This window comes from Joostella sp. CR20 (assembly GCF_038433465.1).
Classification (GTDB): Bacteria; Bacteroidota; Bacteroidia; order Flavobacteriales; family Flavobacteriaceae; genus Galbibacter.
The window spans coordinates 1-7,187 of record NZ_JAESVF010000022.1; the positions used below are offsets into that span (position 1 = coordinate 1).

A 7,187-nucleotide genomic window follows, 5' to 3' on the forward strand; every position below is an offset into this window, starting at 1 on the left:
AAAATTAAAATAAAAAGGCTATCAATTCATTTTGATAGCCTTTTGTTTATAATGTATAATCGTAATTTAATAATTAACGTATTCTATAATTTCTAATCCATAACCAATAATTCCAACACGTTTGGTTTTAGATGAATTCGACATAAGTTTGATTTTAGAAATGTCTAAATCGTGTAAAATTTGAGCACCAATTCCAAAATCTTTAGCGTCCATATTTACTTTAGGAGCTTGTAATTCGCCTTCTTTTTGAAGTCTTTTTAGCTCCGATAAGCGATTTAACAAATTTAAAGAATGTGTTTCTTGGTTGATAAATACAATAGCGCCTTTCTCTTCTTTGTTTAACAATTTAAACATATCGTCGAGTTTTTTGTCGGCGTTACTTGTAAGTGTTCCAAGAATATCGTTATTTACTAAAGTCGAGTTAATTCGCGTAAGCACAGGTTCGTCGCTATTCCATGTGCCTTTGGTAAGTGCCAAATGAACTTGGTCGTTGGTGGTTTGTTTGTACGCTCTTAATCTGTAAGATCCGTATTTGGTTTCGATAGTAAAATCTTCTTTTTTCTCGATAAGCGAATCGTGTTTCATACGATAAGCCACCAAATCTTCAATCGAAATAATTTTTAAATCAAACTTTTCTGCCACTTTTAAAAGTTGTGGCAAACGCGCCATGGTTCCGTCTTCATTTAAAATTTCAACTAAAATCCCTGCAGGCTTAAACCCAGCTAAACGCGCTAAATCTACCGCAGCTTCGGTATGGCCAGTTCTTCTTAAAACACCGCCATTTTTTGCACGCAAAGGAAATATATGTCCTGGACGACCTAAATCGTGAGGTTTGGTATCGTCTTTAACTAAAAATTCAATTGTTTTTGCACGATCGTAAGCCGAAATCCCTGTGGTACAACCATGACCAATTAAATCAACCGAAACCGTAAATTGTGTATTGTGAAGTACAGTGTTGTTTTGAACCATCATGCTAAGATTCAACTCTTCGCAACGATCTTCGGTTAATGGAGCACAAATTAAACCACGCCCATGCGTTGCCATAAAATTTATCATCTCTGGCGTTACATTCTCTGCAGCTGCAATAAAATCGCCTTCATTCTCTCTATTCTCATCATCAACCACAATAATAACTTTTCCTTTACGGACGTCGTCGATGGCTTCTTCTATGGTATTTAATTTTATATCTGATGTTGACATTAGCGTCGTTGTGTTCATTAATAATTTTTAGCAAAGATACTTATTTATCTTTTTTTGAATTGCTCCTTGACTTTTTAATTCTTTGAAGTGTTTATGTTGAATAAATTTTCATTTTTAACTCACTTAATTTTAATTTTTATTGGAGTTCGTTGATGTGCTTACGCAGTTGTCTTGACACAAAAACGAAACAAAAAAAGTCAAGACTGATTTAAAAAGGTCAGTTTCAAATAAATCTTGTTGATTCTTGTCTGAGAGTTTATAAAAAGAAATCTGTACTGTTAAATGTTTAATTCTCTATGCGGTTTCTTCGGATTTCTTTTTCTTTTTTAAGAAGCTGAAAAAACTCGAAATCTTATGAAAAATCCCACTTGATTCAAACACAGCTTTGTCGGCAGTGGCTCTTCTTGTTAAGAAAATCCCTAACGGAAGCATAATTCCGGTAGATACCCAAGCTCCAATAATAGGAGGGATGCTGCCATCTTCTGAATAGTTTTTAGCAAAAATCCCGATAAAATGATAGGTTAAAAACAAGGTAATTGCTAATACCATTGGAAGTCCTAATCCTCCTTTGCGGATAATAGCTCCAAGTGGTGCTCCAACAAAAAACAAGATAAAACAAGCAAAGGCAAGCGCATACTTTTGGTAGAGCGCAAGTTTGTAGTGGTTGTATAATTTAATACGTCGGTTTAAATCCCATTTCTTTCCTTCTAAGGTAGATTTTGTGTTTTTTACGGTATTGAGCGCCATTTCTACAAGCTGACTCTGACGATAATCTTCAAAAATGGTAATGATACTATCAATGTTTTTATCAACTTTTAGCTGAAAGTTTACGGCCTTAATTGAGTCGTTTACTACTGCCTTTTGGTTTTTAGCCTTCTTGGCAGGCGCTTTTTTTGGAGCTTTCTTTTTTACTTGCAAGTTGGCGGCTCCAGTACGTTTAAAAATGTTTTCTCCGAAGTTGGTAAATATTTTTTTGTGCGCTGTATGAATAGAATCGATTGCGTAGTCCAACTCGTTTACTTTTAGCATTTTATACGAGTTTTTGATGTCGTTTTTACCCAAATCTACATCGTTGAGTTTCGATAAATCCATAAACATGGTATAGCTATCAAAATACGCTTTTGCATGCGGGTAATTATCGCGTTTATCTCTGCTTTGCGCTTTTAAGTCTTCGTAATAATTTCCGTCTGTTAAAATAAGCTGAAGAATGTTGGAGTTTTCGCTACTTACCAATTCTCCTTCAACCGACTTTATAACTTTGTTATTGATGCCACCATCTTCTAATTGGTGAATAATAACATTGTCTAATAAGTTGTCATTATCACCGTGTTTCTTTTCTACTTTAATGCTTAAATCTTCCCCAACGTTACTAAAAACCCCTTCGGTAATTGCCATTGCGGGTTTCATTTGCCCTATGTTACGACGCAGGTTGTACGATTTGTATTCCGCAGCAGGAATAACATTATTAGCAAAGAAAAACGTTCCTATACTTAAAAAGGTAATAAACACAATAAGCGAACGCATGGCTCGGTATAGTGAAATTCCAGAAGCTTTCATGGCGGCAAACTCGTAGTTTTCTGCCAAGGCTCCAAAAGTCATAATAGATGCCAAAAGAACCGTTAACGGAAGTACATTTGGCACAAGGTTAGGGGAGTAGTAAAATAAAAACTTACCCACAATGAGTAAGTCGATATCTTTTCCTGCAAATTCGTCGATAAAAAACCAAATTGCTTGAAAGATGAAAATAAACATCAGTATGACAAACGAACTGATGAAGTTGTATAAAAACCTTGATAGAATATATCTGTCTAAAATTTTCAAAGTGCTAGTTTGTTATGATGTAGTAACCTAAATTATCGTATTTGGCTTGGTCGAATGTAAACAACGATTTAGAAAGTGGTTCGTTAGTTTTAAACGAATTTACTGTAATAGTAGTTTTTGTACCATTGCTTCCAACTTCAATAAGGTTGTAAATATGCTTTGTTTGCGCGTCAATTCCTAAAAGAATTTGTTTTATTTCTGAATTGCTATCGATAGGCGATAAAGCTACATACTGAATGTTTCGCCCTTTGATATTTTGCAAAACGTCCCATTTGTAATTGTATCCTTCTTTGTAAAAAGTAAGCATTTTAGAAGGTGTAATAGTGCCTTCACCATCTTCTGGAGTACTTTCAATAACTACTTCTTCGTTTTCTGGAATGATAGTATACGTTTTACTTCCGTCAAAAATTTTAGTAGCTCCTAAATAGTTAAAAACATATTTATCTCCTTTGATGGTAACATCTCCTTTTGTTTCTTGATGAATGCTTTCCGCAGTATTGTCGAGCGTATATTTAAAATCGATAAAAATATTGTCGTAGCTTTTTACTTTGTTGTAAACTTCGTCTAACAAGTTTTTTGCTTTAGCATCGTTTTGAGCATTCGCTTGGATTGAAATAAATGCGATGGCTATTAAAACTAATATCTTTTTCATGTGTGTTTTTTTTATGCTGATAAATACTTAAAAAGGGTATTTATACAATTAAATTTATTCGTTGTTTAACAATTGATCGAGTGCAACCATATCTGGAACAAGTACTTGGCGTGCTTTACTTCCTTCAAACGGACCAACAATTCCTGCTGCTTCTAATTGATCGATAATTCTACCAGCTCTATTGTAACCTAATTTAAGTTTACGTTGTAATAGTGAGGCCGAACCTTGTTGTGCAATGACGATAACTTCGGCAGCTTCTCTAAAGAGCGCATCTCGTTCGGAGATGTCTATATCAAGACCTGTGCCAGACTCTTCTCCTACATATTCTGGCAGTAAATGTGCATCTGGATATGCACGTTGTCCGCCAATATAGTCTGTTATTTTTTCAACTTCTGGGGTGTCTACAAAGGCACATTGAATACGTGTTAAATCGTTTCCTTGTGTGTACAGCATATCTCCACGACCAATTAATTGATCTGCTCCAGGTGAATCTAAAATAGTTCGAGAGTCAATTTTAGAGGTTACTCTAAAAGCAACACGCGCAGGGAAGTTCGCTTTGATAATACCAGTAATTACGTTAACCGAAGGTCTTTGTGTTGCAATAATTAAATGAATCCCGATTGCACGTGCTAACTGTGCTAAACGCGCAATTGGAGTTTCAACTTCTTTTCCAGCTGTCATAATCAAATCGGCAAACTCGTCGATGACTAACACAATGTATGGTAAAAATTGGTGACCGTCGTTTGGATTTAATTTTCGAGCTTTAAACTTGGCGTTGTATTCTTTAATGTTTCTCACCATGGCATTTTTCAGCATCTCATAGCGATTGTCCATTTCAATACAAAGCGAATTTAAAGTATTAATAACTTTGGTATTGTCGGTAATAATTGCCTCTTCACTATCTGGAAGTTTAGCCAGAAAATGACGCTCAATTTTATTAAACAGCGTAAGCTCAACCTTTTTAGGATCGACCAATACAAACTTAACTTCTGCGGGGTGTTTTTTGTAAAGTAGGGAAGTTAGGATGGCATTTAATCCAACCGATTTTCCTTGTCCTGTAGCACCCGCCATTAATAAGTGAGGCATTTTAGCAAGATCCACAACAAAGGTTTCGTTGCTAATAGTTTTTCCGAAGGCAATAGGAAGTTCCATTTCGGCACTTTGGAATTTTTTAGCAGCAATAACCGAACGCATAGAAACAATCGTTGAGTTTTTGTTTGGCACTTCGATACCGATTGTTCCTTTTCCTGGAATTGGCGCAATAATACGAATTCCTAATGCTGCCAACGAAAGCGCAATATCGTCTTCTAAGTTTTTAATTTTTGAAATTCTCACTCCGGCCGCTGGTACAATTTCGTATAGCGTAACGGTTGGACCAATGGTAGCTTTAATTTGAGAAATATCAATTTTGTAGTTCTTAAGAGTGTCTACAATTTTATTTTTGTTTTCTTCTAACTCTTCTTGATTGATGGTGATGCTTCCGCTACCGTAATCATTTAAAAGTTCTAGCGTAGGGAATTTATAATTGCTAAGTGCAAGTTTTGGGTCGAATTCCCCAAAGTCTTTTACTAGTTTTTCAGCAAGATTGTCTGTTTCTTCTTTTTCTTCTTCTGCAACAGCTTCAACTTCTACTTCAATTTGTAAATCGTCGTTTTCTGAAGGTTTAGCAATAGGAGTAACTGTTTGCGTTGGAGGAGGCGTTACTTTTTCTTCTACAACTGTTGGAGTGTCGTCCTCCAATTTTACTTCAAAAGAGTTTTCAATATCCACATCTGAAGTAGTGTTGATTTTTTCTACTTCATCAATTTCATCAGTTACAATAGTATTTTCTTGCGATTTATTTTCTGCTGAAGTGTTTGCTTCTGCTTTAACTTTATTGCTTTTAAAAGCAGCTTTAAATTCTTCTTGTGTGGTGTAAAACAATGCTTTTACCTTTTGTGGCGTTACACCAAGACGGATAACGGCGTAGGTAATCAACATGAATAACAATACGAGAATAACACCAATTTTTCCGATGTAGGCTCTAAGGAAATCATTCATTTCAAAACCAACCACACCACCTAATAGTGGAGCACTTTCAGTAAAAAATCCGAAGAAAATAGCGAGCCAAATAGCAACTATTACACCCCAAAACCAACGATTGGTAAGGAGTTTTACACTTCTGTTTAAAAAAAGATATAGTCCTGTTTGGAATAATAAAATTGGGAAAATAAAGGCGGCAATACCAAAACCTTTATAAATAAATAAATGACTGATGGAAGCTCCAAATTTGTTGAGCCAGTTTTTGGCTTCGGCTTGGCGGTTTCCAAATTCTTTGAGTAAACTTTGGTCTTCCTGCCAAGTGGAAAAATAAGAAATAAACGCAATAACACAGGCTACGCTTAAAAGCATCAATAAGCTTCCAAAAATAATTTTTTGTTGATTGGATACTTTAAAAGATGGAATTTTGTTGGAGGTAGTAGGGTTACTCGTTTTAGTTTTCTTTTTGGCCATCGGCTACATTAAGTTTTATCGCAAAAATACTAATTACAAACGTACAGTTTCTAATTATATTTTTAAAATATTTTAGGAATATAGATTATAAACCCAATAATTACGGCTGCAAACGCCGCAATACAAACGGCTCCAGCTGCAATATCTTTTATAAAACCTATTTTATAATGGTGGTCTGGGTGTATAAAGTCGGCAATTTTTTCGATGGCGGTATTCATTCCTTCTATGCTCATTATTAGTGCAATAGTTAAGGTTTGTAAAATCCATTCGGTTGTAGAGATTTCAAAATAAAAACCAGCGATGGTAACCAAAACAGCAATAACAAATTGTGTTTGGATACTCGCTTCGGTTTTTAACAAAAGGTACGCTCCTCTACAAGCGTACCTAATGCTTTTTAATCTGTTAATGATAAAACTCATTAAGCCTCTAATGCTTTTAATGCAGCAGCATAGTTAGGCTCGTCTGCAGTTTCTGCAATTTGTTCAGTATGCGTAATCTCACCATTTTCGTTTACCACAATAACTACACGACTTAATAATCCTTCTAGTGGTCCATCGATAAAATCGAGTCCGTATGTTTTTCCGAATTCGTGATTTTTAAAGTCTGATAGGTTAATAACATTGTCTAAACCTTCAGCACCACAAAAACGTGCCATCGCAAACGGAAGGTCTCTAGAAATACATAAAACTTTGGTGTTGTTTAATGCTGAAGCCTCTTTATTGAAAGCTCTCACACTAGCAGCACAAGTTCCAGTATCTACGCTAGGGAAAATGTTTAAAACAAGTTTACTTCCTTTAAAATCGGATAAAGAAGCGGTAGATAAATCGGTTTTTACAAGTGAAAATTCTGGAGCAGCTGTTCCTACTTTTGGAAGTTCTCCAGAGGTGTGAATTTCGTTTCCTTTTAATGTAACTGTTGCCATTTTAGTATTTTTATTTTTTAGTATTAATATTGTGTTTTTTGAAATAAAATAATCGGGAATACATCCGCAATACGGGATTAAAGATATTAATAAAAGTGT

6 protein-coding genes are annotated in these 7,187 nt (G+C 35.1%); all 6 read right to left on the reverse strand.

Going from position 1 to position 7,187, the window contains the following annotated elements; genetic code table 11:
- Window positions 1-66: 66 nt before the first annotated feature.
- The gene (ribB, locus tag JMA43_RS13785; protein ID WP_342157293.1) at window positions 67-1,200 is read right to left on the reverse strand and encodes a 3,4-dihydroxy-2-butanone-4-phosphate synthase; all 1,134 of its coding nucleotides are present in this window, start codon (window positions 1,198-1,200) and stop codon (window positions 67-69) included.
- Between the two features lie 294 nt (window positions 1,201-1,494).
- A complete protein-coding gene (locus tag JMA43_RS13790; RefSeq protein ID WP_342157294.1) occupies window positions 1,495-3,021 on the reverse strand; it encodes an LptF/LptG family permease in 1,527 nt (508 codons plus the stop codon).
- A 4-nt stretch (window positions 3,022-3,025) separates the two neighbouring features.
- The gene (locus JMA43_RS13795) at window positions 3,026-3,673 is read right to left on the reverse strand and encodes a LolA family protein (protein ID WP_342157295.1); all 648 of its coding nucleotides are present in this window, start codon (window positions 3,671-3,673) and stop codon (window positions 3,026-3,028) included.
- Between the two features lie 54 nt (window positions 3,674-3,727).
- Window positions 3,728-6,166 (reverse strand): DNA translocase FtsK, encoded by a 2,439-nt coding sequence (locus JMA43_RS13800; RefSeq protein ID WP_342157296.1) that lies wholly within the window; start codon window positions 6,164-6,166, stop codon window positions 3,728-3,730.
- A gap of 62 nt (window positions 6,167-6,228) precedes the next feature.
- Window positions 6,229-6,585 (reverse strand): diacylglycerol kinase, encoded by a 357-nt coding sequence (locus JMA43_RS13805; RefSeq protein WP_342157297.1) that lies wholly within the window; start codon window positions 6,583-6,585, stop codon window positions 6,229-6,231.
- On the reverse strand, window positions 6,585-7,088 hold the full coding sequence (tpx, locus tag JMA43_RS13810) for a thiol peroxidase (protein WP_342157298.1): 504 nt from the start codon (window positions 7,086-7,088) through the stop codon (window positions 6,585-6,587). The genes JMA43_RS13805 and tpx overlap by 1 nt, the downstream gene beginning before the upstream one ends.
- Window positions 7,089-7,187: the final 99 nt, after the last annotated feature.